Origin of the sequence: Achromobacter sp. Bel, from assembly GCF_012928505.1 — a bacterium.
GTDB lineage: Bacteria > Pseudomonadota > Gammaproteobacteria > Burkholderiales > Burkholderiaceae_B > Achromobacter.
The window spans coordinates 1-25,877 of record NZ_JABBJN010000074.1; the positions used below are offsets into that span (position 1 = coordinate 1).

The window sequence follows — 25,877 nt, forward strand, 5'->3', positions numbered from 1 at the left end:
TGTCGGCGGCGCTGGACCACGCCGCCCGGCCGCGCCTGCGTGCCGTCTACAACCTGACCGGCACCGTGCTGCATACCAATCTGGGCCGGGCGCTGTTGCCCGACGAGGCCGTCGCGTCCGTGCTGCGCGCGCTGACCACCCCGGCCAACCTGGAGTTCGATCTGGACACCGGGGACCGCGGCGACCGCGACGACCTGATCGACGATCTGCTGTGCGAACTGACGGGCGCCGAAGCCGCCACCGTCGTCAACAACAACGCCGCCGCCGTGCTGCTGATGCTCAACGCATTGGCCGACCGGCGCGAGGTGGTCGTGTCGCGCGGCGAACTGGTCGAGATCGGAGGGGCGTTCCGCATCCCCGACATCATGAAGCGCGCCGGCGCCAAGCTGGTGGAAGTGGGCACCACCAACCGCACCCACGCCGCCGATTACGAAAACGCCATCGGCCCGCGTACCGCGATGCTGATGAAGGTGCATTGCAGCAACTACGCCGTCACCGGCTTCACCAAGAGCGTCGGCGTGGCTGACGTGGCGGCGCTGGCGCATGCGAAGGGCCTGCCTGCCACGGTGGACCTGGGCAGCGGCACGCTCGTGGACCTGACCCAGTTCGGCCTGCCCAAGGAAGACACGGTGCGCGAGACGATCGCCGCTGGCGCCGACCTCGTGACCTTCAGCGGCGACAAGCTGCTGGGCGGCCCGCAAGCCGGCCTGCTTGTGGGCCGCGCCGACCTGATCCGCAAGATCAAGAAGAATCCGTTGAAGCGCGCCCTGCGCGTCAGCAAATTGACGCTGGCAGCGCTGGAGCCTGTGCTGGGTCTGTATCGTGCGCCGGAGTTCCTGGCCCAGCGCTTGACCACGCTGCGCCTCCTGACCCGTCCGCAGCGCGAGATCCAGCCGCTGGCCGAACGGCTGCGCGGCGTACTGGCGCACGCGGCGGGAGCCCTTTACGCGGTCGAGGCCGTGCCCATGTTCAGCCAGATCGGCAGCGGGGCGCTGCCTGTGGACCAGTTGCCCAGTTGGGGGCTGGCGCTGCGCTATACGGGCAGCGGCCGGCCGGGGCGGCACCTGGACAAGCTCGAGGCGCAACTGCGCCGCCTGCCCACGCCCGTCATCGGCCGTATCGCCGACGACGCTCTGTGGCTGGACCTGCGTTGCCTGGAAGCGCGCGACGAGGCCGCCTTTGCGGCGCAGCTGGCGGAGCCGCTGACATGATCATCGGCACCGCCGGCCATATCGACCACGGCAAGACCACGCTGGTGCGCGCCTTGACTGGGGTGGACACCGACCGGCTCAAGGAAGAGAAAGCGCGCGGCATCTCCATCGAACTGGGCTACGCCTATACGCCGCTGGCCAATGGCGATGTGCTGGGTTTCATCGACGTGCCCGGCCACGAGAAACTGGTGCACACGATGGCGGCCGGCGCCAGCGGCATCGACTTCGGCCTGCTGGTGGTGGCGGCGGACGATGGCGTCATGCCGCAAACACGCGAGCATCTGGCCATCCTGTCCCTGTTGGGCGTGGCGCAAGGCGCGGTGGCGCTCACCAAGACCGACCGCGCCGATGCCTCCCAACAAGCAGCCGCGCGCGCCGAGATCGCGGAACTTGCCGCCGGCACCTTCCTGGCGGGCGCGCCGGTGTTCGCGGTGCAGGCCTCGCAAGCCGGCGATGCCGGCACTGCGGAATTGAAATCCTATCTGCACGCGCAGGCCGAAGGCTTGCGCCAGCGGGACGAAGCGGGCCTGTTCCGGCTGGCGGTGGACCGCGTGTTCACGCTGGCGGGGCACGGCACCGTCGTGACCGGCACCGCGCACGCGGGCCAGGCCCGCGCGGGCGACGACACGGCCGATCTGCGCTTGATGCCCGCAGGCACGCGGGTACGCGTGCGCAGTATCCACGCCCAGAACCAGCCCAGCGACACGGGCGTGGCCGGCCAGCGCTGCGCGCTGAACCTGGCCGGCATCGACAAGAACGCCATTGCGCGCGGCGACTGGATCGCGGACGCCCGCTGCTTCCTGCCTTCGCGCCATATCGATGTGGCGCTGACGCTGCTTGCTTGCGCCGACGCGCCCGTGCGCGCCTGGGCGCCGCTGCACGTGCACATCGGCGCCGCGCGCCATGTGGCGCACGTAGTGCCGCTTAGCGCCGAGGCGCTGTCGCCGGGGCAGTCCGGCTGGGTGCAACTGGTCTTCGACGAACCGGTCTGCGCCATGCCGGGCGACCGCTATATCGTGCGCAATGCGCAGGCAACGCGCACCGTTGGCGGCGGCCGGGTGCTGGACCCGAATGCGCCGGACCGCAAGCGCCGGGCGGCCTCGCGCCTGCAAGGCTTGCAGGCCGTGTCCGACATGCTGGACGGCGGCGGCCTTCCGCCGGTGCTGGCGCACGCGCCGCTCGGGTTGGATGAAGGCGCCTTGCAGCGACTGACGGGCCGCCCCGTGCGCGCGATCGAGGCGCCGCACGGCGCATTGTGGATCGAGGCGCGCAATGCGCAAGCGCCGCGCACGCTGATCCTGGGCACGCACTGGGATGCCTTGCGCGAACGCGTCGAACAGGCCCTGGCGGCCTTCCATCACAGCGCGCCGGACGAGCCGGGCCCGGACAGCGCGCGCTTGCGCCGGATGGCGATGCCAGTGGGACCGGACGCCTTGTGGACGGCCGTGCTGGACCATCTGCAGCGCGACGGGCGCGTGGCGCGCAACGGTCCGTGGCTGCATCTTCCCGCCCATACGTCCACGCTGGCGGACGCCGAGTCGGCGCTGGCCCAGCGCTTGCTGCCGCTGCTGCAGCAAGGTGCGTTCGATCCGCCGTGGGTGCGCGACCTGGCCCGCGCACAGGACGAACCCGAGGAGCGCGTGCGCCAATTGCTGCGCAAGCTGCTGCGTCGCGGCGACGTGGCGCAGGTCGTGAAAGACCTGTTCTATCACCGGGACCAGGTGCGGGCGCTGGCGCGGATCGCGGCGGACCTGGCGGCGCAGCCGGTGGGCCTGAACGCGGCGGTGTTCCGCGACGCGACGGGGCTGGGCCGCAAGCGCGCCATTCAGATCCTGGAGTTCTTCGACCGGGTGGGCTATACGCGGCGCGTGCGCGACACGCACGTGTTGCGGCCCGAAAGCGCGTACGCGGCGATGCAGGCGAACACAGAGCCGGTATCATAGGCGGGCTGCTGAGGAAGGCATTCGTGCCCGGCGGCACGGCTGGGCTTCAAACCCAGTTGGGGGCGTCAGACGTTCCCAGGTAGGTTCGACTCCTGCTGCCTTCCGCCAATTCCTTCAACTGCGCAGCATCCGCGTCACCACGCCCGTCACGCGGTTCGACTGCCAGTCCAGTTCCCCCAAGTGCCAATACCGGATGGACCCGCCGCGGTCCACCAGATAGTTCGCCGGCAGCCCGATCGCTTCCCACTTTTTCGATGCCGCGCTGTTGCGGTCGTGCAGTACGGTGCCGGCCACGGGCCATTTCGCCAGGAAGGTCGTGACCTTGCCCAGCGCCTCGCCGACGTTCACGGCGACCAGGCGCAGGCCTTCTTCGCGGTGGCGCTTGGCCATGGCGGACATCAGGGGGATCTCGTCGCGGCAGGGGTCGCACCACGTGGCCCAGAAACTGACGATGACGACGTTGCCGCGCCAGGCGGAAAGTTTTTGTTCGCGGCCGCCCAGGTCGGGCAGGACGAGGGCGGGCGTGGGCGCGGTCCACGGCGCCCAGTCGGGGCCGGTGGCGGTCTTCAGCGCCGAATCGCTGGCGGCTCGCGCCCAACTGGGCAGGGCGGCCAGCGACAGGCCGGATTGCAGCAGGCGGCGACGGCTGATCAAGGCGGGCTTCCTCCGCGGGCGGGCTCAGATGGCGATAGGTCTGGCGCTGAGCTTGTAGCTGAAGCTGTCCGGGTCCAGGCTGTCCAGGCGTCCGGCGCTGGTCTCGCCGTTGGGATACATCAGGAAGGGCACCGGGTCGTGCGCCGAGCCCGGCAGCACGACGTCGTGGCCGTGGTTGTACGCGACCCAGTTCATCTCCCAGGCGCCGAACAGCATGACGCGGGCGGCACGCACTTTCGCGTCGCTCAGCGGCAATTCGCCCGGGGGCTCCTCCAGCATGACCTTGCGCACGTCGGCGGGATCGACCGGGATCCAGCCATAGCCGGCGGCGTAGAACTCGGCGCGGCAGTGCTGGGCTTTCGTGACGTCGCCGGCTTTGCCCAGGCTTTTGTAGCCCAGCTCGGAATTGGCCACGCGCAAGCCATAAGCATCGCGCGCGGGGATGCCGGCGGCGCGGGCCAGCGCCACGAACAGCGCGTTGATGTCGGCGCATTTGCCGTTCAGATCGTTCGCCGTCAGCATGTAGCGCACGTCGCCCACGCCGCAGCCGCGCGTGGAGGCGGTTCGACAGGTGTTCGCCACCACCCATTCATAGATGGCGCGGGCGCGCGCCAGGTCGCCTTGGTGGCCCCGCGTGATCTGGTCGGCGGTGGTCTTGACGATGCCGTCGGTGGGCAACAGCGCGGTGGGCTTCAGAAACTCCCGCAGCGCGGCAGGAGGCTCCAGCGCGGCGTCCGCGGGCGGCGGCTGCGTCAGATCGACGCGGCGGTTGCGCGTCTGGAAGCGGCTGGTCACGGTGACGTTGCGTGGCGCCTGATTGTCCGGCCATTGCACGGCCAGCATCTGCACGTCGTAGCCGGGCGCCCGCATCAGCTGGGCGGTGCCGCCGCCGCTGACTTGCCAGGTGCTTTGCGCACCGCGCTGGTAAGGCGTGTCGGTGGCGTACGGCACCGGCACCCAGATGCGCGTGTGCGCGCCGGGGTCTTTCACGCTGATATCGGTGGTCAGTTCAAAGCCGCGCCAGCCGGCGTTGACGGGGGCCTGCTGGGCGCGCAGCGCCTGCGGCAAGGTGGTTGTGGCGGCGCACAATGCGCCGGAGAGTTGGAGAAAGTGTCGGCGATCCATGAAGCCCTCACGCACGGTGAAGTTTGGCTATCGGTGCGCCCTTGGCCGGGCGGCCGTCCCTTGGGGTGTGCTCCTTCGCGTCCTGCCGGATCATCATAGAGCGAACTTCGGCGGCGGTGCTATCCTTTTTCCATTGACTCATGGAGATTGAAATGACCCAGGATGTTGCCACGGCGGCCGTGCCGCGTTTGACGTCGCTCTCGCACGGGGGCGGCTGTGGCTGCAAGATCGCGCCCGGCGTGCTGTCCGAACTGCTCAAGCGCTTCGGTCCCGCCGCCAGCTATCCGAACCTGATGGTGGGCACCGAGACCGCCGATGACGCCGCGGTCTACCGGCTGAACGACGAGCAGGCACTGATCGCCACGACCGACTTCTTCATGCCTATCGTCGACGACCCGTTCGACTTCGGCCGTATCGCGGCCACGAACGCGTTGTCGGATGTGTATGCGATGGGCGGCACGCCCATCATGGCGCTGGCTATCGTCGGCATGCCCATCAACGTACTGCCGCATGGCGTTATCGCGGACATCCTGCGTGGCGGCGAATCGGTCTGCGAGGAAGCGGGCATTCCGGTCGCGGGCGGCCACAGCATCGATTCGGTCGAGCCCATCTACGGCCTCGCGGCGATGGGGCTGGTGCATCCCGGCCGCCTCAAGCGCAATGCCGACGCGCGGGCGGGCGATGTGCTGATCCTGGGCAAGGCGCTGGGCGTGGGCATTTTGTCGGCCGCGCTGAAAAAGAACCGCCTGGACGACGCCGGCTACCGCGTGATGATCGACACCACCACGCGGCTGAACCGTCCCGGCCCGGCGCTGGCCGCGCTGGACGGCGTGCATGCGATCACCGACGTGACGGGCTTCGGCCTGCTGGGCCATGCGCTGGAGATGGCGCGAGGCGCCAAGCTGACCGCGCGGCTGCGCCTGGACGCATTGCCCTGGTTGCCGGGCGTGCAGGCCTTCGCGGCCGATGGCGTGATCACCGGCGCGTCGGGCCGCAACTGGGCGTCCTATGGCGGATCGGTGCAGCTTGGCAGCGCCGTGACCGACACGCAGCGTGCGCTGCTGACCGACCCGCAGACGTCCGGCGGCTTGCTCGTGGCGTGCGCGCCGGAGGCCGCCGCCGCGGTGCTGGACCTGTTCCGCAGCCAGGGTTTCGAACAAGCCGCCGTGGTCGGCGAGATGACCGCCGGCGACGCGCAGGTGCGCGTGGAATAGGCAGCGAGGGGCGGGCGGCTCCACACGCGGGCTCAGCCCGCGGCCGTTCCGGGCGACAGTTCCCGCGCGGTCATGGCGGCCTGTTCCGTCAGCCACTGGGCCACCACGTCGGCGTCCGGCGTGCTGCGGCGCGTGTTGCGCACCAGCCAGTAGGCTAGATCTGTCGCGCGGGCCGCCTGCCCGCCGACCGCTTCCAGCCGGCCGTCCGCCAGCATCGGCGCGATCAGCGCCAGCCGGCCCAGCGCGACGCCGTGGCCGGCCAGCGCAGCCAGCACGATCTGGTCGTACTGGTTGAAGCGCAGCATGCCCTTGGCGCGCACCCGCCCCAGCCCGCGGGCGTTCAACCATTCCGACCACTGCAGCCAGGGACGGGTCGGATCATCGAATTCCAGCAGCACGTGGCGTTGCAATTCGTGCGCGTCCAGCTCCCGGGCATGCAGCGACGGGTGTGCGACGGGCACCACGGATTCGCCGAACAACCAGGCAGCGCCGTCCGGCACCATGTCGCGCAGGCTGTAGCGGATGGCGATGTCGACGCTTTCGCGGTCGATATCGATCAGGCGGTTGTCGGCGGCCACGCGCACGTCGATATGCGGATGCGCCGCCTGGAATTCCCCCAACCGGGGCAGCAGCCACAGCGATGCCACGCCGATGGTGGTGGTGACCGTGACCGGCGTGCGCCGTTCGGGCGCGCGCAATTGTTCGGTCAGGTCGCCCAGCTGGCTCAGCCAGACATCGGCCATGCGGAACAGCTGCGCGCCTTCCGACGTGAACGACACGCTGCGAAATCCGCGCACCAGCAGCGGCACGCCCAGGTGCGCTTCCAGCGCCCGGATCTGGCGGCTGACGGCCGATTGCGTCACATGCAGATCCTGTGCGGCCTGCGTGATGCTCATGCGACGGCCCACGGCGACAAAGCCTCGGACGAGGTCAAGCGGAGGAAGTTTGGCCAGCGGATATGGCATTCGTAAAACTCATGCGTATCAGACGGAAATGTCGCTTGAGCAATAGTACGCCGACGGCGTTCAATAACAGGCTGCGACGGGCGCATTGCCCGCGCCGCCGCGCCACCTTTCCAGACGGAGTACCCGTGATGACCGCGCCGTTGCCTGACTCGCCCCGCATGCAGATGTGGTTTGATTTCGCCAGCCCGTACAGCTATCTGGCGATCGAGCGTATCGACACCCTGGCGCGGACGGCCAACGTGCAGGTCGACCTGCGCCCCTTCCTGCTGGGCCCGATCTTCCAGGCGCAGGGGTGGAACGACACGCCGTTCCGGCTATTTCCGGGCAAGGGCGCCTACATGATGCGCGACATCGCCCGCCTGGCCGACAAGTATGGGGTGGTCTACAACCGCCCGCGCCTGTTCCCGCGCTTGAGCGTGCTGCCGGCCCGGATTGGGCTGCTGGGCCAGGACGAGCCCTGGGGCCGCGACTTTTGCCTGGCCGTGTTCCGCGCCAACTTCCAGCACGACCTGGACATCCAGGCCGAAGACGTCGTGCATGGATTGCTGAACCAGCTGTCGCTGGACGCGGACGCCCTGATCGCCCGCGCCAAATCCGAAGCCGCCAAGGAAGCGCTGCGCCGGCAGGTGGACCGCGCCCGTGATCTGGGCGTGTTCGGCGCGCCCACGTTCTTCGTCGGCGGCGAAATGTTCTGGGGTAATGACCGGCTTGAAGACGCCCTGGAGTGGGCCCAACGATGAAAAACGCAAGCAGTGCCTATCGCGGCGCGCCCATGCCGGGCGGCCGTTCGTTCACGCAATTTCGCGCCGCCCGCATCCGGCGCGTTTCGTTCCAGTGGAAGCAGGCCGGGCAGACGCAAGGCCCCGCGGGCCATGTTCCTGGCGGCAAGGGCGGTTCGTTCACCCCTTCGTGACCGGGGCCACCTGCGCCCATTCCTCGTCTGAATACAACCGGGAGCGCAGCAGGAAGCGCTTGCCTTCCGCGCTGTCCAGCGAAAAGGCGCCACCGCGTCCGGGCACGGCGTCGATGATCAACTGCGTGTGTTCCCAGTACGCGAACTGGTCCTCGCCCATGTAGAACGGGCAGCCCTCCAGGTCGCCCAGCAGCACGTCCGAGCCGCCCACCATGAATTCGCCCAGCGCGTAGCACATGGGCGAACTGCCGTCGCAGCATCCGCCCGACTGGTGGAACATCAGCGGGCCGTGCTTGGCGCGCAAGGTATCGATCAATTGGCGCGCTTCGTCGGTCGCGACCACGCGCGGCGTGTGTTCTGCCATGGCGTCATTCCTGTCCGGGGGCGCCGGACACGCCCGGCCCGAAGGCCCGGCGCGCCGGCCGCCCGTTGGCGATCAGAAGAAGCCCAGCTTCTTCGGCGAATAGCTCACCAGCAGGTTCTTCGTCTGTTGGTAATGGTTGAGCATCATCTTGTGGTTCTCGCGCCCGATGCCCGACTGCTTATAGCCGCCGAACGCCGCGTGCGCGGGATAGGCGTGATAGCAGTTGGTCCATACCCGGCCGGCCTTGATGGCGCGGCCCATCCGATAGCACATGTTGGCGTCGCGCGACCACACGCCGGCGCCCAGGCCGTAGAGCGTGTCGTTGGCCAGCGCCAGCGCGTCGTCGGCGTCCTTGAACGTCGTCACCGCCACGACCGGCCCGAAGATCTCTTCCTGGAACACGCGCATCTTGTTGTGGCCCTTGAAGACCGTGGGCTGCACGTAATAGCCGCCTTCCAGCGCGCCCTGCATCTGCGCGCGCGAGCCGCCGGCCAGCACGTCGGCGCCTTCCTGCTTGCCGATGTCCAGGTACGACAGGATCTTCTCCAATTGTTCGGTGGAGGCTTGCGCGCCCAGCATCGTGTCGCCATCCAGCGGGTTGCCCTGCTTGATCTCGGCCACGCGCTTCAAGGCGCGTTCCATGAACTTGTCGTAGAGCGATTCCTGGATCAGCGCGCGGCTGGGGCACGTGCAGACTTCGCCCTGGTTCAGCGCGAACATGACGAAACCTTCCACCGCCTTGTCCAGGAAGTCGTCGTCTTCGGCGGCCACGTCGGCGAAGAAGATGTTGGGCGACTTGCCGCCCAGCTCCAGCGTGACGGGGATGATGTTCTGCGACGCGTACTGCATGATCAGGCGGCCGGTGGTGGTTTCACCGGTGAAAGCGATCTTGGCGATGCGCTTGCTGGAGGCCAGCGGTTTGCCGGCTTCCAGGCCGAAGCCCGTCACCACGTTCAGCACGCCCGGGGGCAGGATGTCGCCGATCAGTTCCATCAGCAGCAAGATGCCTAGCGGCGTTTGTTCGGCCGGCTTGAGCACCACGCAATTGCCGGCGGCCAGTGCCGGCGCCAGCTTCCACGCGGCCATCAGGATGGGGAAGTTCCACGGGATGATCTGGCCGACCACGCCCAGCGGTTCGTTGAAGTGGTAGGCCACCGTGTCGCTATCGATTTCGGACAGGCCGCCTTCCTGGCTGCGGATGCACGAGGCGAAGTAGCGGAAGTGGTCGATCGCCAGCGGGATGTCGGCGGCGCGGGCTTCGCGGATGGGTTTGCCGTTGTCCCAGGTTTCGGCCGTGGCCAGGCGTTCCAGGTTGGCTTCCATCACGTCCGCGATCTGCATCAGCATGCGGGCGCGTTCGGCGGCCGGGGTCGCACCCCATTTCGGCGCGGCGCGGTGCGCGGCGTCCAGCGCCAGATCGATGTCGCGTTCCTTGGAGCGCGCGTTGCGGGTCAGCACCTGGCCGGTCACCGGGGTGACGTTGTCGAAGTACTCACCGTCTGCCGGCTTCTGCCACTTTCCATCAATGAAATTGTCGTACTGCGTTTTCAGGTCCAGACGGGTGCCGTACGAGTCCGGGGTGATGCGGGTCGCGATGTCCATGCTTGTCTCCGATATTGTTGGGATAGCGGCAGTCGGCTGCCTACCCGGTATCAAGCAAGGAATGTGCCAACCTGCGGGCTTCCCCGCTGGACAGCGCGCGCTCTCGCGTGCGAAAGTTGATCAGCCCGCGCAATCACGGGCAGCTGCCGTTTTTTGCGACATTGTCGCGGAACAGGTGTCGCAGAACGCCTGTCCTAGGAGACACGCATGGCCACTCATTCCCGTCAGCACGCGCTGACGCAAGCGCGCCTGCTGTTCAACCAGCAGGGGGCGGTGCCTGGCGGCATCGTTGCCGAACCCATCCTTCGATCCTGGCGCCGTTGCGCGGACCTGGGCTTCGACATGCGTGGCGTGCGCCGCGCCGAACTCATGACGCAAGGCGAACTGCGCGAAGCCCAGCAGCGCAACGAAGCGCTGCGCAGGCTGTCCGAACCCGCCATGTCGTATCTGCGCCGCGAGGCGGGCGGCAGCGGCAATCTGGTGATTCTGTCCGACGCCCAAGGGCTGGTGCTGGATAGCGACGGCGATGCGGGGTTCGCCAGCCGCGCGTCGCGCGTGGCGCTGATGCCCGGCGCACCGTGGGACGAAGCCGCCGCTGGCACCAACGCCATCGGCACCGCGCTGGTAGAAGGCCGGCCCATCACCGTGCATGGCGCGGAACACTATTTCGAACCCAATCGCATCCTGACCTGCGCGGCGGTGCCCATTACCGATAGCGAAGGTCGAACGCTCGGCGTGCTGGATTTATCCAGCCAGGCGCGCGACATCCGTCCCGACGTCCTGACGCTGGTGCGCGCCGCGGTTGATCTGATCGAACACCGCTTGTTCGAACAAGCCTATGAGCACCATGCCGTGCTGCGGCTGCACGACCACCATTCCGGCCTGGGCGCACCAGGTGAAGGCCTGTTGGCGTTTCAGGGCGATGTGCTGATTGGCGCCAACCGACGCGCGTTGCAGGCGCTGGGGCTGGCCGCAACGGCGCTGGGGGTGTACCGCTACAGCGATGTCTTCGATGGGGTACTGGAACGTTGCCCCGATGCCGCGGGCCGCGTGCAGACGCGCACGGGCGCGAGCTATCACGCGCGGCTGCGCCTGCCGCGTTCGCGTGCGCCGCAGCCGGTGGCGCCGGCCTTGCCAGGCATCGATGCCACGCGCCCAGCCGCACCCAGTTTCGACGCCGCCACACTCGGCGCACTGGCGCGCGCCGTGCACCTGTCAGATGCGGGCGTGTCCATTTTGCTGCAAGGCGAAACGGGCGTGGGCAAAGAGGTCTTCGCGCGCCAATTGCATGCGCGCGGCAAGCGGGCATCCGGCCCGTTCGTGGCGGTGAATTGCGCCGCCTTGCCCGAAAGCCTGATCGAATCCGAATTGTTCGGCTATGAAGATGGCGCGTTCACGGGAGCGCGGCGTCAAGGCAGCAAGGGTTTGCTGCGGCAGGCGCACGGCGGCGTGCTGTTCCTGGATGAGATCGGCGACATGCCGCTGATGCTGCAATCGCGGTTGCTACGCGTGTTGCAGACGCGCGAGGTGTCGCCACTGGGCGCGGCGCGGCCGGTGCCGGTGGATTTCGCGCTGGTGTGCGCCACGCACCGTCCGCTGGCCCACGAAGGCGCGGATGCGCCGGTGCGTCCCGACCTGTATTTCCGTATCGCCGAATACACCGTCACGCTGGAGCCGCTACGCGCGCGTGCCGACCGTCTGGAGTTGCTGCGCGCGCTCTGGGCGGCGCAGGGCGCGGGGCCGGTGTTGCCGCCGCTCATCGAAGCGCTGCTGGCGGCTTACCCGTGGCCGGGCAACTACCGGCAGCTGGTGGCCGTGCTGCGCACCTTGCATGTGTTGGCGGGGCCGTCAGGCGTGGTTGATGCAGACATGCTGCCCGCCGAACTGCGGCCCGTGGCGGACAACGCGCATGCCGCCGCCGCGCCGCCCGAAGGCGGCACGGCAGATCTGCAATCGATGACGGATGCCGCCGTTCGCGGCGCATTGGCCGCGCATGGCGGCAATGTCAGCAGAGCGGCGCGGGCGCTGGGTGTGCACCGCAGCACCGTGTACCGGCGCGCGGCGGCGTTGGGTTTGCCGCGCGCGCGATAGCCTGGGTACGCGGCTTTAGCCGACCAGGCGCGCAAGCTCCGCGCCCGGATCCTTGGCGCGCATGAAGGCTTCGCCCACCAGGAACGCGTTGACTTTGTGGTCGCGCATCAGCTTGACGTCTTCCGGCTTCAAGATGCCGCTTTCGGTCACGACGCGCTTGCCCGCCGGAATGTTGGGTAGCAGGTCCAGCGTATTCTTCAGGCTGGTTTCGAACGTGCGCAGGTTGCGGTTGTTGATGCCCAGCAGCGGCGTCTTCATGGTCAGCGCCACGTCCAGTTCCTGGGCGTCGTGCACTTCCACCAGCACGTCCATGCCCAGTTCCATCGCCAGCGTTTCGTAGTCGCGCAATTGCGACGGCGACAGCGCCGCCACGATCAGCAGCACGCAGTCCGCGCCCATCGCGCGGGCGGCGATGATCTGGTAGGGGTCGATCACGAAATCTTTCCGCAGCACCGGCAGCGAGCACGCGGCGCGCGCCTGGCGGAGGTGGTCGTGCGAGCCCTGGAAGAACTGCACGTCCGTCAGTACCGACAGGCAGGCCGCGCCGTGCACGGCATAGGTCGAGGCGATGTCGGCGGGGGCGAAGGTTTCGCGCAGCACGCCCTTGGAGGGCGACGCTTTCTTGATTTCAGCGATGACGCCGGCCTTGCCCTGCGAGATCTTGTCCTCGATGGCTTGGGCGAAGCCACGCACATCCTGGCGCGCCTGCGCTTCGCGCAGGACTTCGGCCTCGCTGCGCATCTGGCGAGCGGCGGCGACTTCCTCGACCTTGACGGCGAGGATCTTCGCAAGAATATCGTTCATTTCTGGAATTTCCGGGTATATGCGCAGAATTCCTCCAGCTTGGCTCGCGCCGCGCCGGTGGCAATTAATTCAAATGCTAGCGCTAAGGCTTCGGGAATGGAATCGGCTTTATTGCCGGCATAGATGGCTAGCCCCGCGTTCAGCGCAACGATGTCGCGCGCGGCACCCTCCACATTGTTCAGCGCTTCGATGACAAGTTCGCGCGACTGCTCGCGATTGGACACCTTGATGGACCGGTTGGACATCATGGATAGCCCGTAGTCCTCAGGGTGGATTTCATATTCCCGTATTTGACCATCTTTCAGCTCGCCCACGAGCGTGGCCCCGCCCAGCGACGCCTCGTCCATGCCGTCCTTGCCGTGCACGACCAGCACATGGCGCGACCCCAGGCGTTCCAGCACGCGCACCTGGATGCCCACGAGATCGGGGTGGAACACGCCCATCAGCTGGTTGGCGGCGCCTGCCGGGTTGGTCAGCGGCCCAAGGATGTTGAATATGGTGCGCACAGCCAGTTCTTTGCGCACGGCAGCCACGTTCTTCATGGCGCCATGGTGGGCGGGGGCGAACATGAAGCCGATGCCGGTGGCCTGGATGCACTCGGCGACGTCCCCGGGCGTCAGGACGAGGTTGGCGCCCAGGGCTTCCAGCACGTCGGCGCTGCCGCTGGAGGACGAGGCGCTGCGGTTGCCGTGCTTGGCGATCGGCACGCCGGCCGCCGCCGCCACGAACATGGCGGTGGTCGAAATGTTGAACGTGTGGCTGCCGTCGCCGCCGGTGCCGCACATGTCCAGCAGGTCCTGCGGATTGGGCGTCACGACGGGGGTGGCGAATTCGCGCATGACCTGCGCGGCCGCCGTGATCTCGCCGATGGTTTCTTTCTTCACGCGCAGGCCCATCAGCAGGGCGCTTGCGATTTGCGGGGACATCTCGCCGCGCATCAGCATGCGCATCAGATGCAGCATCTCGTCGTGGAAAATTTCGCGGTGTTCAATGCAGCGCGTCAGCGCTTCGGTGGGGGAAATCGTCACGGTGCGTCCTTCTCAGGCGAGGTTCAGGAAATTGCGCAGCAGGGCGTGGCCATGTTCGCTGAGCACGGATTCGGGGTGGAACTGTACTCCGTACAGCGGCAGGGATTTGTGGCGGACCCCCATGATGTCGCCGTCGGGGGCCGTCGCCGTCACCGCCAGGCAGTCCGGCAGGGTGGCGGGGTCGATGGTCAGCGAGTTGTAACGGATCACGGTGTAGGGGGTGGGCAGGCCGGTGAAGATGTCGGTGCCCGTGTGCGAGATCTTGACGGTCTTGCCGTGCATGATCTGCTGCGCGCGGACGATGTCGCCGCCATAGGCCGCGCCGATGGCCTGGTGGCCCAGGCACACGCCCAGGATGGGTTTCTTGCCGGCGAAGGCCTGGATCGCGGCCACCGAGATACCCGCCTCGGCGGGCGAGCACGGTCCGGGCGACACGCAGATGCGGTCCGGATTCAGGGCGGTGATCTCCTCCAGCGTGATCTGGTCGTTGCGCGCCACGCGCACGTCTTCGCCCAGTTCGCCGAAGTATTGGACCAGGTTGTAGGTAAAAGAGTCGTAGTTATCGATCATCAACAGCATTTTTTTCTCCGTGCGGGCGGTATTCGGTTCGGGCGGGCCAGGATCAGATGGGTTCGTCCAGGCCGTGCTGCACCTGTTCGGCCGCGCGCAGCACCGCGCGGGCCTTGGCTTCCGTTTCGGCCCATTCGGCTTCGGGGTTGGAGTCGGCCACGATGCCGGCGGCGGCCTGCACGTACAGCGTGCCGTCCTTGATCACGCCGGTGCGGATGGCGATGGCCACGTCCATCTCGCCGCCATACGACAGGTAGCCGGCCGCGCCGCCGTAGATGCCGCGGCGCACGGGTTCCAGTTCGTCGATGATCTTCATGGCTTCGACCTTGGGTGCGCCCGTCAGCGTGCCGGCGGGGAAGGACGCGCGCAGCACGTCCATGCTGCTCATGCCGGGGTTGAGGTTGCCCGTCACGTTGGACACCAGGTGCATCACGTGCGAATAGCGTTCGATGACCATGGTGTCGCTTACCTTCACCGAGCCCACTTCGGCCACGCGGCCCACGTCGTTGCGCGCCAGGTCGATCAGCATGACGTGTTCGGCCACTTCCTTGGGGTCCGCCTTCAGTTCGGCAGCCAGCGCGGCGTCTTCTTCGGGCGTGGCGCCGCGCTTGCGGGTGCCGGCCAGCGGGCGGATGGTGATCTGCGACTTCGGCACGCCGTTGTCCACCACGCGTTCCTGGCGCACCAGGATCTCGGGCGACGCGCCCACGACCTGGAAGTCGCCGAAGTTCCAGAAGTACATGTAGGGGGAGGGGTTCAGCGACCGCAGGGCGCGGTAGAGGGAAAGCGGGGAATCGCGGAAGGGCTTGGCGATGACCTGGCCGACCTGCACCTGCATCAGGTCGCCGGCGGCGATGTGTTCCTTGGCGCGGTGCACGGCCGCCAGATAGTCTTCTTTCTTGAAGTCGCGCCGCTCTTCGGTCTGCATGCTGGCGTGGCTGTACGGGATTTCCACCGGGCGTCGCAGGCGGGCGCGCAGGTCGTGCAGGCGTTGCTGGGCGCGGCTGTAGGATTCCGGTTGGCTGGGGTCGGCGTAGACCATCAGGTAGATGCGGCCGGCCAGGTTGTCCACGATGACCAATTCGTCCACGTGCATCAGCATCAGGTCGGGCGTGCCGCCTTCCATGCCGGCCGGGAACGGCTTGACGGCGGGTCCCAGGCACGGCTCGATATGGCGCACCGTGTCATAGCCGAAATAGCCGGCCAGGCCGCCGCAGAAGCGCGGCATGCCCGGCCGCAGGGCGACCTTGAAGCGGCCCTGGTACTGCTCGATGAACGCCAGCGGGTCGCCTTCATGCGTTTCCACGACCTGGCCGTCGTGCAGCACTTCCGTCAGGGTGCCGCTGGCGCGGATCACCGTGCGGGCCGGCAGGCCGATGAAGGAATAGCGGCCGAAGCGCTCGCCGCCCACCACGGATTCCATCAGGCAGGTCATGCGGCCGGCCAGGGGGCCCGCATGCGCCAGCTTCAGGTAGATGCCCAGCGGGGTGTCCAGGTCGGCGTAGGTCTCGGCGACCAGCGGGATGCGGTTGTAGCCTTGCGCGGCGAGGGCCTTGAATTCGATTTCGGTCATGTCGGGGTCTCGTAAGCGATTGGGTGTTTGCTTTCAGACCGGGCGCACAACAAAAAAGCCCGGTCCAGGTTACTGGTTCCGGGCTTGGCTCTGTGTTTACACAGCTACGGCACTAGGCGGCATACGCGTCCAGGGCCGGGAGGGATCATCGCCACCCGGAAGACAAACGCCACCAGCGCCACGAGGCGCCGAGCATTTGGTTCTGGGGGTAAGCGTTCATTGATCCGGGATAAGTCTTTGAGGATTCAGGGTTTGTCAGGTGACCCAGGGCCCCGTTTCAGGAGGCGGTTTTCGCGGCGTTCTGATTTTGGTTCCAGAGCGCCACCCACTGGGCGGCGTTGACAAGCGTGTCCACTATACCATCGACATCCAGCTCGCGCACGTCACGGCCTTCGTTGTAACCGTAAGGCACCACCAGCACCTGCGTGCCCGCCGTGCGACCGGCTTGCGCGTCATTGATCGAGTCGCCGATGGTCACGGCTTCGGTCACCGTCACGCCCAGCAGTTCGCAGGCGTGCAGCACCTGGTCGGGGTCGGGCTTGCGGCGTGCGCAGGTGTCGCCGCAGACGACCGCGTCGAAAAAGCCCGCCAGGCCGGTGCGCTGCAACAGCGGCAGCGTGAATTCGGTGGGCTTGTTGGTGACGACGGCCAGCTTCAGGCCCTGGTCGCGCATGTGCTTCAAACCTTCGATGACGCCGGGGTAGACCTGGGCGCGTTCGCCGTTGACCAAGTGGTAGTGGCGGTAGAAGGCCTGGCGGGCGCGGTCGAACTCGGCGGCCGACGGGTCGGCCGCGTCCAGGCTGCCCGCCAGGCTGCGGCGAACCAGATTGTCCACGCCCTTGCCCACGAAGGTGGCCACCACGTCTTCGCGCAGCGCGGTCATGCCGAGCTCCACGCGCATGGCGTTGGCCGCAAAGGCCAGATCGGGGATAGAGTCCAGCAGGGTGCCGTCCAGGTCCAGCAGCGCAGCGCGGAAAGCGGTCATGTCGTCGTGATCCTTAGATGGCCGTGGTTTCGCCGATGGCGATCTGTTCGCGCATGGACGTGATGATGCCGGCGTAGTCGGGCTTGCCGAAGATGGCCGAACCCGCCACGAACGTGTCCGCGCCCGCGCGGCGGATCTCGGCGATGTTGTCGATTTTGACGCCGCCGTCCACTTGCAGCACGATTTCCTGGCCGCCGGCCTGCATCCAGGCGTCGATCTTCGCGCGCGCCTCGCGCAGCTTGGTCAGCGCGCCGGGGATGAAGCTCTGGCCGCCGAAGCCGGGGTTCACCGACATGATCAGGACCAGGTCGATCTTGTCCATGACGTAGTCCAGGTAGCTCAGGGGCGTGGCGGGGTTGAACACCAGGCCGGCCTTACAGCCGTTTTCGCGGATGAGCGACAGCGTGCGGTCCACGTGGCGGCTCGCGTCCGGGTGGAAGCTGATGTAGTCGGCGCCGGCCTTGGCGAACATCGGTACCAGGTCGTCCACCGGTTCGACCATCAGGTGCACGTCGATCGGCACCTGGACGTGGGGGCGGATCGCCGCGCACACCATCGGGCCGATGGTCAGGTTGGGGACATAGTGGTTGTCCATCACGTCCACGTGGATCCAGTCGGCGCCGGCGGCGACGACGTTGCGGACTTCCTCGCCCAGGCGGGCGAAGTCAGCCGACAGGATGCTGGGGGTGATGCGAGTGGAAGCCGTGGAGGATGACATGATGTTCGGAGTCGGGAAGGGCATAATGTGCCATTATTGCAGTTTGAGGCGCGGTATCGGGAACAGCCCGGTCCCGCGGGTCCGAAAACTGCGTCTTGCAAGCGTCCGGCGCCGTCATCCGGCCCCCGCGCCCAGTCACACAGGGAAGGACTGTGAAACCTTACGACCTGAGCGTCTCTGTCTCTCCGCGCTTCGTGCCTGAACAGTCCGATCCCGGCGAACAGCAATTCGTGTTTGCCTATACCGTGCGCATCACCAATACCGGCGAGCATCCCGCCCAGGTGATCAGCCGCCACTGGATCATCACCGATGGCAACCAGCGCGTGCAGGAAGTGCGCGGGCTGGGCATCGTGGGGCAGCAGCCCCTGCTGGCGCCCGGCGAGACCTTCGAATACACCAGCGGCTGTCCTTTGCCCACCCCGGTGGGCACGATGCGCGGCACCTACCACTGCGTCGGCGAGAACGGGATTCCGTTCGAAGTGCCGATCTCCGAATTCGTCCTGGCCATGCCGCGCACCCTGCATTGAATGGCCGGCCCGTTGCCCTGTTTTCCCCTCTGCTCATGAAGCGCATTCTTAGCCTGTCCGTGCTGTCGGTCCTGCTGTCGGCATGTTCCACGCCCTCCGACGTCCCTCCTGAATCCGGCGAAACCGGCAGCTTGCCCGGCACGCGAGTCCCCGCGGCTGACGGCCCCCTGGTGGTGCCGCCGCTGTCGGCCTTGCCGGACACCCCGCCGCGCGCCCTGGCGGGCAAGTTCAAGGCCGGGACCTGGTCCGAGATGCCGGGCTGGTCCTCCGACGACCTGACGCAGTTCTGGCCCCTGTTCCTGCGCAACTGCCGCGGCCTGATGCGGCCCACCAGCGGCAACCTGGCCGCGCCTGCGCGCGCCACCCCGCGCGCCTGGCAGCCCGTGTGCGCCGCCGCCGTCGACCCTTCCCGGGCGCCGGCCGCGGGCGACGCCGAGGGCGTGCGCCGCTTCCTGCAGACCTATCTGCAGCCGTGGCGCCTGAACGCGGCCGACGGCAAGCCGGCCACCAATACCGTCACCGGCTATTACGAACCCCTGGTGCGCGGCTCGCGCCGCCAGGGCGGCAACTACCAATGGCCGCTGTACGCCGTGCCCGCCGACCTGCTGACGATCGATCTGGGATCGATCTACCCCGACCTGGCCGGCAAGCGCGTGCGCGGCAAGCTCGACGGCAAGCGGGTCGTGCCCTACGACACCCGCGCCGCCATCGAATCCTCCGGCCGTCGCCCGCCCGTCGTGGTGTGGGTGGACGATCCCGTGGACAACTTCTTCCTGCAGGTGCAGGGCTCGGGCCGCGTACAGCTGACTGACGGCCCCGACGCCGGCAAGACCATCCGCGTGGCGTACGCCGACCACAACGGCCAGCCCTACGTGTCCATCGGCCGCTGGCTGATCGACCGCGGCGAGCTGACGGCCGATCAGGCCTCCATGCAGAACATCCGCGCCTGGGCGCAGCGCAATCCGAAGCGCGTGCAGGAAATGCTGAACGCCAACCCGGCGGTCGTCTTCTTCCGCGAAGAACCGGTCATCGATCCCGAACAGGGCCCGAAGGGCGCCTACGCGATCCCGCTGGCGCCCAAGCGTTCGGTGGCGGTCGACGCCACCTTCGTGCCGCTTGGCACGCCGGTGTATCTGGCCACCACGTTCCCGGCCTCGGACCGGCCGTTGCAGCGGCTCGTGTTCGCCCAGGACACGGGCACGGCCATCCGCGGCGCGGCGCGCGCCGACTTCTACTGGGGTTACGGCGACGAGGCCGGCCAGCAGGCGGGCCGCATGAAGCAACGGGGCCAGATGTGGGTGCTGTGGCCCAAGCAAGCAGGGGAGCCCTCGGCAAGATGACCCATCAAATCGTCGTTTGCGGGGCGGGCATCGTCGGCCTGTCCACCGCCCTGGCGCTGGCCCGCCGCGGCCAGCGCGTCGCCGTCCTGGCGCCGCGCACGTCCGTTCCTGCGGCCGACCCCAACCGCTACCACCCGCGGGTCTATGCCATTTCGCCCGCCAGCCAGCGCTTTCTGGCCGAGCTGGGCGTCTGGGAGGCCATGCCCGCGTCCCGGCTGATGCCGGTCGAGGCGATGGAGATCCACGGCGATGCCGACGGGCAGGTCAACCTGAACGCCTGGCAGGCGGCGCTGCCGCAGTTGGCCTGGATCGTCGAATCCGGCGAGATCGAGCGCGTGCTGATCCAGGCCGTGCGCATGTTCGGCATTCCCTGGCTGGAAGACCGCTGCACGGGCTATCAAGATGGCGCGGTCGATACGGAAAGCGGCACGCGTATCCAGGCGGAACTGTTCGTGGGCGCTGATGGCGCGGCCTCGCCGCTGCGCACGGCCGCCGGCATGAAGCACGATGCGATGTCCTATGACGATACCGGCCTGGTCGTGCACCTGGACGCCGAACGCGCCCATCAGGGCACGGCGATCCAGTGGTTCCGCGATGACGGTGTGCTGGCGTTGCTGCCGCTGCCCGACACCGCGGACGGCCCGCAAGTGTCAATGGTCTGGTCCATGCGCACCGAACCGGCGCAGGCGCTGCTGGCGTTGCCGCCCGAGGCGCAGGCCGCAAAGCTGGAAAACCTGCTGGCCGAGGCCTCCGAAGGCCGCCTGGGCCGGCTGAAAGTCCGCAGCAAGCTGCACGGCTTTCCGCTGACGCTGGAACGTGCCCAGATGGTGGCGCCCGGCATCGCGCTGGCCGGCGACGCCGCGCACCGCCTGCACCCGCTGGCGGGTCAGGGCCTGAACCTGGGCCTGGGCGACGTCGAGGCGTTGGCTCGCACGGTGGCGGGCCGCGAACCCTACCGCACGGCGGGCGACCTCCGCGTGCTGCACCGCTACCAGCGCGCGCGCGCCGAACCGGTGCTGGCCATGCGCCTGGCCACCGACGGCCTGCACAAGCTGTTCGCATCGCGCGCCACGCCGCTGGTGTGGTTGCGCAACGCGGGCATGCATTGGGTCGAAAAGGCGCCGCTGGTCAAGCGCCGCCTGATCGCGGGCGCATCGGCCAATTGAACCCGGTCGGGCATGCTTTTGGAACCTTGGCAGGGGGCGGGAGTCTGACTGAGATTCGCGCAGCGTCCGGTCAGCTTCCGGCCGGCCCCGTCGGGATGCGTTACGCTTGCCTCCAAAGAACACGATAAGTACAGGAGTACTGATGAACTTCCGCATCTCCGCCACCCTGGCGGCTTGTTTCCTGGCCGGTGGCCTGGGTCTGTCCACCGCAGCGCTGGCGCAAGCGCCCGCCAAGGGCGACAAGTCCGTGTCCACGCAGTCTGTCGGCCAGCCGGGCAAGGGCGAAAAAAGCGTGTCCACCACGCAGATCGACCCGGTGGCGGATGCCGTCAAAGAACGTTTCCAACAGCGCTTCACCGGCATGGACGTGACGGCTGTACGCCGCACGCCCTATGGCCTGTTCGAAGTGCAGCTGGGCATGGACCTGATCTACACGGACGAAAAAGTCACCTGGGTCATGGAAGGGCCGTTGATCGACGCGATGACGCGCCGCGACGTCACCCGCGAATCCCAGGAAAAGCTCAGCGCCGTCTCGTTCGACCAGTTGCCGCTGGACCTGGCCATCAAACAGGTCAAGGGTGACGGCTCGCGCAAGGTCGCGATTTTCGAAGACCCCAATTGCGGCTACTGCAAGCAGCTGCGCAAGACGATGGAAGACCTGGACAACGTTACCGTCTACACCTTCATGTACCCGATCCTGTCGCCCGACTCCAAGGACAAGGTGCGTGATGTCTGGTGCGCGAAAGACCAGGGCAAGGCTTGGGACGACTGGATGGTGCGCGGCAAGAAGCCGGCCGCCGCAAGCTGCGACGTGCCGGAAGACAAGCTGCTGGCCCTGGGCCACCAGTTGATGGTGCGCGGCACGCCCACGCTGTTCTTCGCCGACGGGTCGCGCGTCAGCGGCGCGATCCCGCTGGACCAACTCAAAGCCCGTTTGAACTGACCGGCGCCGCGCGCCGGCCGGGCAGGCTGGCGCGACAAGCGCCACGCCTCCCGGAGACAGCACTTGAAAATCGCAATTCTCGACGATTATCACGACGTAGCCCGGCGCTATGCGGATTGGACCTCGCTGGGCGGCGACGCCGAAGTCCAGATCTTCAACAATTTCATCCCGGACGAACAGGTCGAGCCCACGCTTGAGTCCTTCGACGTGATCGTGGCCATGCGCGAGCGCACGCCGTTCCCCGCCGAACGCATCCGCGCGCTGCCCAAGCTGCGTCTGCTGGTCACGACCGGCATGCGCAACAACGCTATCGACATGCCGGCCTGCACCGCGCAGGGCATCATCGTGTGCGGCGCGCCCGGCAGCGCCGACGCGAACACCGCCACGGCCGAACTGGCCTGGGCGCACATCCTGGGCCTGTTCAAGCACCTGCCCGCCGAAGACGCGGCCATGCGCCGCGGCATGTGGCAAACCGCCATGCCCGAACCGCTGGCCGGCAAGCGGCTGGGTGTGCTGGGCCTGGGCAAGCTGGGCGCCGCCGTGGCCAAGGTGGGCCAGGCGTTCGGCATGGAGGTGGTGGCCTGGAGCCCCAACCTGACGGACGAGCGCGCCGAGGCCGCCGGCGTCAAGCGGGTGGACAAGCACGAGCTCTTCGCGACCTCTGACGTCGTCAGCCTGCACCTGATCCTGTCGGACCGCAGCCGCCATGTGGTGGACGCCGCCGCCTTGGCCGCGATGAAACCGACCGCCTATCTGGTGAATACGTCGCGCGCCGGCCTGGTGGATAACGAAGCGCTGATGGACGCGCTGGTGAAGTTCCGCATCGCGGGCGCCGGCCTGGATGTCTACCCCGAAGAACCGCTGTCGCCCACGGATACCGTGCGCGACCTGGACAACGTGATCCTGACCCCGCACCTGGGCTACGTCAGCCGCGAGAACTTCGAAGCGTTCTATCAGAACTCGCTGGAAGCCGTGAAAGCGTTCCAGGCGGGCAAGCCGATCCGGGTATTGAACGCGTAAGCGTTGATGGATTGGGTGCAAAAAAAAATGGCCGCATGCGGCCATTTTTTCGTGCGCAACCCATCGCATCAGCTACGGGTGAACATCACCTTCTTTTCCACGATCGCGCCCGGCTCCAGCGCTTCTGGCGTATCGCCGCAGGCGTCGTCGCCGTCTTCGTCCGGGTCCACGGCGTCAAACGCCGTGTCGCCGTTGGCGTCCGGCACGCCAGTGGGCTTCAGGCCCACGAAGTCGAACAGGTCGCGGTCCATCAGATGCGACGGCACCACGCGCGACAGCGCGTTGAACACGTTCCACGAACGACCCGGGTGCTGCTTGTCCCAGTCCTTGATCATCCGGCCCACTTCCTTGCGCTTCAGGTTTTCCTGGGAGCCGCAGAGATTGCACGGGATGATGGGGAACTGCTTGAGCTCGGCGTAGGCGATCAGGTCCGTTTCGGCCACATAGGCCAGCGGGCGGATCACCGTGTGGCGGCCGTCGTCCGACACCAGCTTGGGCGGCATGCCCTTCGCCTTGCCGCCGTAGAACAGGTTCAGGAAGAACGTGGCCAGGATGTCGTCGCGGTGGTGGCCCAGCGCGATCTTGGTGGCGCCCAGTTCGGAGGCGACGCGGTACAGGATGCCGCGGCGCAGGCGTGAACAGAGCGAGCACATCGTCTTGCCTTCTTCCAGCACGCGGGTCACGATGGAATACGTGTCCTGCGTTTCGATATGGAAGGGCACGCCCAGTTCTTTCAGGTACTGGGGCAGGATGTGGTCGGGGAAGTCAGGCTGCTTCTGGTCCAGATTGACCGCGATCAGCTCGAACTTGAACGGCGCGCGCTTTTGCAGCTGCAGCAGGATATCCAGCATCGCGTAGGAATCCTTGCCGCCCGACAGGCAGACCATGACGCGGTCGCCTTCTCCAATCATGTTGTAGTCGGAGAGCGCGCGCGTGGTCTCGCGGGCCAGGCGCTTGGTCAGCTTGTTGCCTTCGTAGCGGGCCTTTTCAGCAGCAAGCGCGCTTTGCGCGTGCGGCGTGGGGGCTACATCGGTACGCAAGCGGATAGGGGGAGCGATATCGTTCATGGTCAACGGGTGATCTGTATTTCCACGCCCACCGCCGCACAGTCGGAAAAGGCCATGGGCTTGCTGATGCGCAGGCGCAGCGAGCGGATTTCCTGAAAGTCGGCCAACAGGCGCGCGGCGACTTGTTCGGACAGGGTTTCGATCAGGTTCACATGCGCCTGCGTGCATTCCTCGACGATGGCCTCGCGCAGCCGGCGGTAATCCAGCACGCTGTGGATATCGTGGTCGTCGACCGAGCGCTGGATGTCCACGTCGAATTCGGCGTCGACGTGCAGGGGCTGGGTGGCGCGTCGCTCGTGTTCGAGGATGCCGATGCGGGCGTCGAGCGCAAGCCCGGAAAGGATGATGCGGCGTGTGGGCATGATGGAAACCTGGGTGGGACAGCCGGAATTGTAAGGCGACAGCCGGCCGGGGGCGGCGCGCTGGCTACAATTCGGCCATGTCCGGGCGTCCGGCGGACGCCGGCGCAGTCAATAAGGGGTGAAATGCAACAGATGCACGATGCGGTCATTGTAGGCGGCGGCCCGGCCGGCGCTTCCTGCGCCTTGTGGCTGGCCAGGCTGGGTCTGTCCCCGCTATTGGTCGAAGCCGGCGCCCGCCTGGGCGGGCTGGGCAATGACAATCCGTTCGCCGACGATTGGATCGCGGTGCTGCCCGGAGTGACCGGCCAGCAGGTGGCGGCCAACATCGACGCGAGCGTGCGCGCGGCCGGCGTGCCGCTGCGCCTGGAAACCCGCGTGACGGACGTCTTGCCCTGCAAGGGCGGCATCCAGGCCACCCTGACCGGTCCCGACGGCGGCCAGACGCAGGTGCGCGGACGTACGCTCGTCATCGCCTCGGGCGTGCGCGCCAAGGGCCTGCCGGAACACCCGCCGGGTGCGTCCTGGCCTGGCGTGCTGATCGGCCCGGGTTCCCCCATCGTGGCGCAGGACTACTCCGGTTTGTCGGTCGCGGTGCTGGGCGGCGGGGACAACGCGTTCGAGAACTACGTCTATGTGCGCAACCGCGGCGCCCGCGCCGTGCACCTGTACGCCCGCAGCGTCCGTGCCCAGCAGCAATGGGTGACCCGCGCCGGCCGCGAAGGGGTGCGCATCGGCCCGTACCAGGTGGATCCCGCGCGGCGCAGCGTGGACGGCCAACCGTACGACCTGATCCTGGTCTTCTACGGCTGGGAACCGCAAGCCGCTTTTGCTGACGGCCTGCGGCTGGCCCGCGACGACCGCGGCTACATCCGCACGGATTTCGCTACCGCCGAAACCAGCGTGCCCGACATCTACGCGGTGGGCGAGGTGGCGCACCGCATGCATCCCTGCGTCGTCACGTCGATGGCGGACGGGGTCGTGGCGGCCAAGGCCATCCAGCGCCGCTGGGAGCGCGCAGGGGAATAAGCCTGCCGCCGTTCGGACAGGCCGGCGTTATTTGGGTAATAATAATTATTCTCAAATAAGATCCGGATCCGTCCATGCCTTCCCTGCGCGCCGCCGCCGAATACCATCGCGTTGACGCGGCATTGAGCCAGCCCGGCGGGGTCGCCCTGCACGCGGGCGTGTTCCGGCGCAACGCCACCCGCTGGCGCGATGAGCCGCTGCACCGGGGCCTGAAAGTCATCATGCTCGACGGCCATGTGCACAGCCGGATCGAAGACCGCACCGCCTTGCGCCTGCAGGGCCCCACGCTGTTCCTGGCGTGGAGCACCGGCCAGGCGCACGGCGCGGACGCCTTCGAGGCGGGCGTGGATCAGCATTACGCGATGGTGAGCTTGCCGGATACGGCGCTGTGGTCGGAGCTGGGGCTGGAGCCCGATTTCTTCAAGCGACTCGCCTCGGGGCAGCCATCGAGCGAGCCGGTCGTCTGGCACGGCCCCGCCGGGCGCGACGCGCGCCGCATCGCCGACCAGGTGCGTGTTTGCGCCTTCGACGGGGCGGCACGCCGCTTGTATCTGGCAGCCAAGGGGCTGGAACTGGCGGCCGTGGCCTTGGCGCAAGCGACCCGGACCGCCGCCTTGTCCGCGGAACCCGCCCACGCTGCGGCGCGCGAACTGGACGCGGCGCATG

The 25,877-nt window shown here is 67.6% G+C and carries 26 protein-coding genes and 1 tRNA gene; 14 read left to right on the forward strand and 13 right to left on the reverse strand.

All coding sequences use genetic code 11. The annotated features are described in order from the left end of the window. From selA to HG262_RS28175, 3 genes are all read left to right on the forward strand, one after another. A partial coding sequence (selA, locus tag HG262_RS28165) for an L-seryl-tRNA(Sec) selenium transferase (RefSeq protein ID WP_169274147.1) occupies nucleotides 1-1,211 on the forward strand: 1,211 nt, incomplete at its 5' end. Then, entirely contained in the window at nucleotides 1,208-3,154 is a 1,947-nt protein-coding gene (gene selB, locus HG262_RS28170) for a selenocysteine-specific translation elongation factor (RefSeq protein WP_169274148.1), read from the forward strand. The genes selA and selB, both read left to right, overlap by 4 nt. A gap of 12 nt (nucleotides 3,155-3,166) precedes the next feature. After that, nucleotides 3,167-3,262: transfer RNA gene (locus HG262_RS28175), tRNA-Sec, on the forward strand. A 6-nt stretch (nucleotides 3,263-3,268) separates the two neighbouring features. Here HG262_RS28175 and HG262_RS28180 read toward each other — a convergent pair. Both HG262_RS28180 and HG262_RS28185 read right to left on the reverse strand, forming a co-directional pair. Further along, nucleotides 3,269-3,808 (reverse strand): TlpA disulfide reductase family protein, encoded by a 540-nt coding sequence (locus HG262_RS28180; RefSeq protein ID WP_169274149.1) that lies wholly within the window; start codon nucleotides 3,806-3,808, stop codon nucleotides 3,269-3,271. Nucleotides 3,809-3,832: 24 nt separating this feature from the next. Then, nucleotides 3,833-4,933, reverse strand: coding sequence for a transglutaminase-like domain-containing protein (locus HG262_RS28185; RefSeq protein WP_169274150.1), 1,101 nt, complete (start codon nucleotides 4,931-4,933; stop codon nucleotides 3,833-3,835). A 152-nt stretch (nucleotides 4,934-5,085) separates the two neighbouring features. Here HG262_RS28185 and selD point away from each other — a divergent pair, with 152 nt between their 5' ends. Further along, entirely contained in the window at nucleotides 5,086-6,147 is a 1,062-nt protein-coding gene (gene selD, locus HG262_RS28190; protein ID WP_169274151.1) for a selenide, water dikinase SelD, read from the forward strand. Between the two features lie 32 nt (nucleotides 6,148-6,179). On the opposite strand, the gene HG262_RS28195 is transcribed toward selD, so the two are convergent. Next, nucleotides 6,180-7,112, reverse strand: coding sequence for a LysR substrate-binding domain-containing protein (locus HG262_RS28195; protein WP_169274152.1), 933 nt, complete (start codon nucleotides 7,110-7,112; stop codon nucleotides 6,180-6,182). 128 nt (nucleotides 7,113-7,240) lie between these two features. Here HG262_RS28195 and HG262_RS28200 point away from each other — a divergent pair, with 128 nt between their 5' ends. Next, nucleotides 7,241-7,852, forward strand: a complete 612-nt coding sequence (locus HG262_RS28200; protein ID WP_169274153.1) for a 2-hydroxychromene-2-carboxylate isomerase — start codon at nucleotides 7,241-7,243, stop codon at nucleotides 7,850-7,852. Beyond that, a complete protein-coding gene (locus HG262_RS28205; RefSeq protein ID WP_169274154.1) occupies nucleotides 7,849-8,025 on the forward strand; it encodes a hypothetical protein in 177 nt (58 codons plus the stop codon). The genes HG262_RS28200 and HG262_RS28205 overlap by 4 nt, the downstream gene beginning before the upstream one ends. Here HG262_RS28205 and HG262_RS28210 read toward each other — a convergent pair. After that, the gene (locus HG262_RS28210; protein WP_105559583.1) at nucleotides 8,012-8,389 is read right to left on the reverse strand and encodes a DUF779 domain-containing protein; all 378 of its coding nucleotides are present in this window, start codon (nucleotides 8,387-8,389) and stop codon (nucleotides 8,012-8,014) included. The genes HG262_RS28205 and HG262_RS28210 overlap by 14 nt on opposite strands. A 72-nt stretch (nucleotides 8,390-8,461) precedes the next feature. Then, nucleotides 8,462-9,991, reverse strand: a complete 1,530-nt coding sequence (gene adh, locus HG262_RS28215) for an aldehyde dehydrogenase (RefSeq protein WP_169274155.1) — start codon at nucleotides 9,989-9,991, stop codon at nucleotides 8,462-8,464. Between the two features lie 207 nt (nucleotides 9,992-10,198). On the opposite strand from adh, the gene HG262_RS28220 reads away from it, so the two are divergent. Next, the gene (locus tag HG262_RS28220; RefSeq protein ID WP_169274156.1) at nucleotides 10,199-12,082 is read left to right on the forward strand and encodes a sigma-54-dependent Fis family transcriptional regulator; all 1,884 of its coding nucleotides are present in this window, start codon (nucleotides 10,199-10,201) and stop codon (nucleotides 12,080-12,082) included. A 15-nt stretch (nucleotides 12,083-12,097) separates the two neighbouring features. Here HG262_RS28220 and trpC read toward each other — a convergent pair whose 3' ends face one another. The 6 genes from trpC to rpe all read right to left on the reverse strand — a co-directional run bounded on the left by trpC (nucleotide 12,098) and on the right by rpe (nucleotide 17,784). After that, nucleotides 12,098-12,886 (reverse strand): indole-3-glycerol phosphate synthase TrpC, encoded by a 789-nt coding sequence (gene trpC, locus HG262_RS28225; protein ID WP_169274157.1) that lies wholly within the window; start codon nucleotides 12,884-12,886, stop codon nucleotides 12,098-12,100. Then, a complete protein-coding gene (gene trpD, locus HG262_RS28230; RefSeq protein WP_169274158.1) occupies nucleotides 12,883-13,914 on the reverse strand; it encodes an anthranilate phosphoribosyltransferase in 1,032 nt (343 codons plus the stop codon). Before trpD ends, trpC begins: the two co-directional genes overlap by 4 nt. Before the next feature lie 12 nt (nucleotides 13,915-13,926). Then, nucleotides 13,927-14,493, reverse strand: a complete 567-nt coding sequence (locus HG262_RS28235; protein WP_169274159.1) for an aminodeoxychorismate/anthranilate synthase component II — start codon at nucleotides 14,491-14,493, stop codon at nucleotides 13,927-13,929. 43 nt (nucleotides 14,494-14,536) lie between these two features. Beyond that, the gene (trpE, locus tag HG262_RS28240) at nucleotides 14,537-16,057 is read right to left on the reverse strand and encodes an anthranilate synthase component I (RefSeq protein WP_169274160.1); all 1,521 of its coding nucleotides are present in this window, start codon (nucleotides 16,055-16,057) and stop codon (nucleotides 14,537-14,539) included. Nucleotides 16,058-16,334: 277 nt separating this feature from the next. Continuing rightward, on the reverse strand, nucleotides 16,335-17,042 hold the full coding sequence (locus HG262_RS28245) for a phosphoglycolate phosphatase (RefSeq protein ID WP_169274161.1): 708 nt from the start codon (nucleotides 17,040-17,042) through the stop codon (nucleotides 16,335-16,337). A 13-nt stretch (nucleotides 17,043-17,055) separates the two neighbouring features. After that, the gene (rpe, locus tag HG262_RS28250) at nucleotides 17,056-17,784 is read right to left on the reverse strand and encodes a ribulose-phosphate 3-epimerase (protein ID WP_169274162.1); all 729 of its coding nucleotides are present in this window, start codon (nucleotides 17,782-17,784) and stop codon (nucleotides 17,056-17,058) included. A gap of 128 nt (nucleotides 17,785-17,912) precedes the next feature. Here rpe and apaG point away from each other — a divergent pair, with 128 nt between their 5' ends. The 5 genes from apaG to HG262_RS28275 all read left to right on the forward strand — a co-directional run bounded on the left by apaG (nucleotide 17,913) and on the right by HG262_RS28275 (nucleotide 22,756). After that, nucleotides 17,913-18,287, forward strand: a complete 375-nt coding sequence (apaG, locus tag HG262_RS28255) for a Co2+/Mg2+ efflux protein ApaG (protein WP_039882644.1) — start codon at nucleotides 17,913-17,915, stop codon at nucleotides 18,285-18,287. A 35-nt stretch (nucleotides 18,288-18,322) separates the two neighbouring features. Next, nucleotides 18,323-19,627: an MltA domain-containing protein gene (locus HG262_RS28260; RefSeq protein WP_169274163.1), complete on the forward strand. Its 1,305-nt coding sequence runs from the start codon at nucleotides 18,323-18,325 to the stop codon at nucleotides 19,625-19,627. Continuing rightward, entirely contained in the window at nucleotides 19,624-20,793 is a 1,170-nt protein-coding gene (locus tag HG262_RS28265) for a UbiH/UbiF family hydroxylase (protein WP_169274164.1), read from the forward strand. The genes HG262_RS28260 and HG262_RS28265 overlap by 4 nt, the downstream gene beginning before the upstream one ends. 142 nt (nucleotides 20,794-20,935) lie before the next feature. Continuing rightward, nucleotides 20,936-21,736: a DsbC family protein gene (locus HG262_RS28270; RefSeq protein WP_169274165.1), complete on the forward strand. Its 801-nt coding sequence runs from the start codon at nucleotides 20,936-20,938 to the stop codon at nucleotides 21,734-21,736. A gap of 63 nt (nucleotides 21,737-21,799) precedes the next feature. After that, complete coding sequence (locus HG262_RS28275; RefSeq protein WP_169274166.1) at nucleotides 21,800-22,756, forward strand: D-2-hydroxyacid dehydrogenase family protein; 957 nt, start codon at nucleotides 21,800-21,802, stop codon at nucleotides 22,754-22,756. A 68-nt stretch (nucleotides 22,757-22,824) separates the two neighbouring features. Here HG262_RS28275 and ttcA read toward each other — a convergent pair whose 3' ends face one another. Together ttcA and folB are read right to left on the reverse strand one after the other, a co-directional pair. Then, the gene (gene ttcA / locus HG262_RS28280; protein WP_248293523.1) at nucleotides 22,825-23,823 is read right to left on the reverse strand and encodes a tRNA 2-thiocytidine(32) synthetase TtcA; all 999 of its coding nucleotides are present in this window, start codon (nucleotides 23,821-23,823) and stop codon (nucleotides 22,825-22,827) included. 2 nt (nucleotides 23,824-23,825) lie between these two features. Further along, the gene (gene folB, locus HG262_RS28285; RefSeq protein WP_006217044.1) at nucleotides 23,826-24,185 is read right to left on the reverse strand and encodes a dihydroneopterin aldolase; all 360 of its coding nucleotides are present in this window, start codon (nucleotides 24,183-24,185) and stop codon (nucleotides 23,826-23,828) included. A gap of 123 nt (nucleotides 24,186-24,308) precedes the next feature. Between folB and HG262_RS28290 the strand changes: the two genes are divergently transcribed. Further along, a complete protein-coding gene (locus tag HG262_RS28290) occupies nucleotides 24,309-25,211 on the forward strand; it encodes an NAD(P)/FAD-dependent oxidoreductase (protein ID WP_169274167.1) in 903 nt (300 codons plus the stop codon). A 74-nt stretch (nucleotides 25,212-25,285) separates the two neighbouring features. Continuing rightward, nucleotides 25,286-25,877, forward strand: a 592-nt coding sequence (locus HG262_RS28295; protein WP_211187808.1) for a hypothetical protein, incomplete at its 3' end; no start/stop codon positions are given.

Bases quoted from the DNA above. Each gene is read 5' to 3' on its own strand.
- selB (WP_169274148.1), top strand. From the start codon at position 1,208: ATGATCATCGGCACCGCCGGCCATATCGACCACGGCAAGACCACGCTG.
- HG262_RS28185 (WP_169274150.1), bottom strand. From the start codon at position 4,933: ATGGATCGCCGACACTTTCTCCAACTCTCCGGCGCATTGTGCGCCGCC.
- selD (WP_169274151.1), top strand. From the start codon at position 5,086: ATGACCCAGGATGTTGCCACGGCGGCCGTGCCGCGTTTGACGTCGCTC.
- HG262_RS28195 (WP_169274152.1), bottom strand. From the start codon at position 7,112: ATGCCATATCCGCTGGCCAAACTTCCTCCGCTTGACCTCGTCCGAGGC.
- HG262_RS28200 (WP_169274153.1), top strand. From the start codon at position 7,241: ATGACCGCGCCGTTGCCTGACTCGCCCCGCATGCAGATGTGGTTTGAT.
- HG262_RS28205 (WP_169274154.1), top strand. From the start codon at position 7,849: ATGAAAAACGCAAGCAGTGCCTATCGCGGCGCGCCCATGCCGGGCGGC.
- HG262_RS28210 (WP_105559583.1), bottom strand. From the start codon at position 8,389: ATGGCAGAACACACGCCGCGCGTGGTCGCGACCGACGAAGCGCGCCAA.
- adh (WP_169274155.1), bottom strand. From the start codon at position 9,991: ATGGACATCGCGACCCGCATCACCCCGGACTCGTACGGCACCCGTCTG.
- HG262_RS28220 (WP_169274156.1), top strand. From the start codon at position 10,199: ATGGCCACTCATTCCCGTCAGCACGCGCTGACGCAAGCGCGCCTGCTG.
- trpC (WP_169274157.1), bottom strand. From the start codon at position 12,886: ATGAACGATATTCTTGCGAAGATCCTCGCCGTCAAGGTCGAGGAAGTC.
- HG262_RS28235 (WP_169274159.1), bottom strand. From the start codon at position 14,493: ATGCTGTTGATGATCGATAACTACGACTCTTTTACCTACAACCTGGTC.
- trpE (WP_169274160.1), bottom strand. From the start codon at position 16,057: ATGACCGAAATCGAATTCAAGGCCCTCGCCGCGCAAGGCTACAACCGC.
- HG262_RS28245 (WP_169274161.1), bottom strand. From the start codon at position 17,042: ATGACCGCTTTCCGCGCTGCGCTGCTGGACCTGGACGGCACCCTGCTG.
- rpe (WP_169274162.1), bottom strand. From the start codon at position 17,784: ATGCCCTTCCCGACTCCGAACATCATGTCATCCTCCACGGCTTCCACT.
- HG262_RS28260 (WP_169274163.1), top strand. From the start codon at position 18,323: ATGAAGCGCATTCTTAGCCTGTCCGTGCTGTCGGTCCTGCTGTCGGCA.
- HG262_RS28265 (WP_169274164.1), top strand. From the start codon at position 19,624: ATGACCCATCAAATCGTCGTTTGCGGGGCGGGCATCGTCGGCCTGTCC.
- HG262_RS28270 (WP_169274165.1), top strand. From the start codon at position 20,936: ATGAACTTCCGCATCTCCGCCACCCTGGCGGCTTGTTTCCTGGCCGGT.
- ttcA (WP_248293523.1), bottom strand. From the start codon at position 23,823: ATGAACGATATCGCTCCCCCTATCCGCTTGCGTACCGATGTAGCCCCC.
- folB (WP_006217044.1), bottom strand. From the start codon at position 24,185: ATGCCCACACGCCGCATCATCCTTTCCGGGCTTGCGCTCGACGCCCGC.
- HG262_RS28290 (WP_169274167.1), top strand. From the start codon at position 24,309: ATGCAACAGATGCACGATGCGGTCATTGTAGGCGGCGGCCCGGCCGGC.